General features: G+C 30.7%; 2 protein-coding genes. Both read right to left on the bottom strand.

The features are described 5' to 3' along the window. Positions 1-680: 680 nt before the first annotated feature. Complete coding sequence (locus V7056_RS19920) at positions 681-1,016, bottom strand: hypothetical protein (RefSeq protein ID WP_499704127.1); 336 nt, start codon at positions 1,014-1,016, stop codon at positions 681-683. A 516-nt stretch (positions 1,017-1,532) separates the two neighbouring features. Then, positions 1,533-2,369 (bottom strand): protein-glutamine gamma-glutamyltransferase, encoded by an 837-nt coding sequence (locus V7056_RS19915; RefSeq protein WP_499704126.1) that lies wholly within the window; start codon positions 2,367-2,369, stop codon positions 1,533-1,535. Between the last annotated feature and the right edge of the window lie 32 nt (positions 2,370-2,401).

Here is a 2,401-nt window from a genome sequence, read left to right as displayed (position 1 = left end):
CTCCTGTTACTCCTGTTGGTCCAGGTGGTCCAGGTGGTCCAGGTGGTCCGGTTATTCCTGTTGAGCCTTGGCTCGGTGGCCCTGGTGGTACTGGCAATAAAATGCACCTCCAAAATAAATTTTGCGTACACTTTATATTATGAAAATTGGACAAGCTGGTTTGGATATTAAAACTATTTATTTTCAAAAAAAATCTATTTAGTAGATTTCATTCAAACTTTACTAGTAAAATAAAAATAATTAAATAGAGTGAATTTTAACCTAAACTCCCAGTAAGTTCCATAAAAATAGACTATAGAAGCAGCCATCGTTGTTGAACTAACTCGCCAGTTAGCTAAATAAGGTTATTTAATATTTGAAATAGAAAGAAGTTCATTTTCGGCAATAAGATAATCTTTTTTTGATTCTTCATCTAATACAAAGAAACGAACACTCCCGTCATCATCAATAAGAGCAAGTGAATTATCAATCACCCGACATTTACAATAGGGACTTTCAGAGTTTCCAAGTTCATAACCAGACTAAAATTCAAATATATACCACCTTTCCTCCTCAACAATATATTCTTGGTTATTAATATTTAACTTTAGAGACGTTTCACTCATATTAATGCCCCCTAAATAAACTTATTGATACTAGCGCTTTTCGTTAGTTCAACATGGTAAAATCTTAAATATTTACTATTCCTTAGTATTTGTAATTGGTTTATCAATTAAAAATTCAGCTTCAGATTCAATCATTTCAATATAGTGTCGCTTCTTAAATGGTTTTATTATTTTAGAAATCCTACGTAAATTCCCTTTTACTTTTGTAGTATTATTTTGAAGGTCAACAATAACTGTTAAGTATGTATTTTCTTTATATTTAACTTCTCCAGTTACTTGTTTCTTCTCTAAATCAATATTTGTATATTCAGGTTCAATTTTTAATTGTGCAAACGTTGTCGTTCCTACATTATTTTTAGCCCTAATCTTAAATAATAAATAATCAATAAAGTCTCTTAGTTTTTCTCCCAATGTCTTTTCTCCAAATATTAGATTTTACTTTAATAATAAACTAACTTGACCTAGTATGAATTACATTTTTGTAATAATTCTAATATTCTTATTGAACTATATTGCCTGTAAGCATAAAAATAGGCTACCTAAGTCGAAGTAGCTAATGAAACAAAAGTTCTCGAGTCAAAGTGAAGTTATTAATTTTTAAGTATTCTAAAACCTCTCAATAATAATCGCTAGAAAAAAAGATTTTCCTCATGAGAGAAAAATCTTTTTTGTAACTAACGCAAGCGAAAGTTTCATTAAGAAATTTGATAATTGTATAGGTACTCAATAAACTAAAAAGAAGTGGTCAGATGGTGGAGGAACAGCTTTTTGTTACGATTTTCGAGAAAAAATCCCGAATTTAGTTGATGTTAATTATATACCAATAGATATTGAAAATGTTTTTTGTGAGTTATGAATGATATTACCAGCCATTCCAATAATAATTTGAGTTTGTTTCTAAAAAGAACTTATTTATCTAAAAGTCATTTAATTTACTATACAATTATTTAACAAGTCATTATATTGTTCAAATGAAATCGAACTTTCGTTATAATGGGCAACTATATTCTTATTTTTATTAACTGAATAGTCTCGTTGCCAATTCGCTAATTCCGCCAAATGATTAAAATTCGGTCTTGTTACTAAATTAGTCAGGTAGGCTGACCGATATGCTCTTGGCCTTCTCATTTTATTTAGGACATAAATTATTTGTTCAGCTGTTAATATTCCTAAACCATGTCCAAAATACGTACCATCTCCTAAAACAACCGCATTTTCTCCTCTCCACTCAGGGGTTAACGGATTAAAATCTGGATTATTAAAATATACGATATCACCAGGAAGAAAACGCTCATAATGTGAATTTATACCGAGGTCTGGATCAGCATGCCAGCCGTATAAGTAGATGTTTTGAAAGTTTTGATTAAATAAGTATTCGCCTATAAGATTTAGGACCGCATTGTAAATGATAATGACCATTCCCGTTGCACATTCAAATGCATAATATGGACTGTTAAAGTAAATATCTTTAATCGCATCAGAAGGTCTTACACCTTCCCTCAATAGGAATCCACCGTTTCTCATTAAATGCCAGTATCTTGGATTACATCGAGATCTTGCAAATACTTCAAACCTCACTCTACTTTGATACATAGCTCTTGCACTTAAAATAATATTATTTCGCAACATATGTTCAAAATCATAAATACATCGATATGCATTTACCGTTGAATCTTCATTCATCCGTTGAATGATCATTCTTACAATACTGGCAGACGGCCTTTTGTCATTTTGTTGAATGTGCATCCCCAAAAAATGATTCATAATATACCTCTTTTCATTATCTAGTACTTATT

This window comes from Bacillus sp. JJ664, assembly GCF_036962205.1.
GTDB lineage: Bacteria > Bacillota > Bacilli > Bacillales > Bacillaceae_G > Gottfriedia.
This window is presented reverse-complemented; position numbering and strand designations above follow the sequence as displayed.

Coding starts and splice junctions, on each gene's coding strand:
- V7056_RS19915 (WP_499704126.1), bottom strand. CDS start 2,369: ATGAATCATTTTTTGGGGATGCACATTCAACAAAATGACAAAAGGCCG.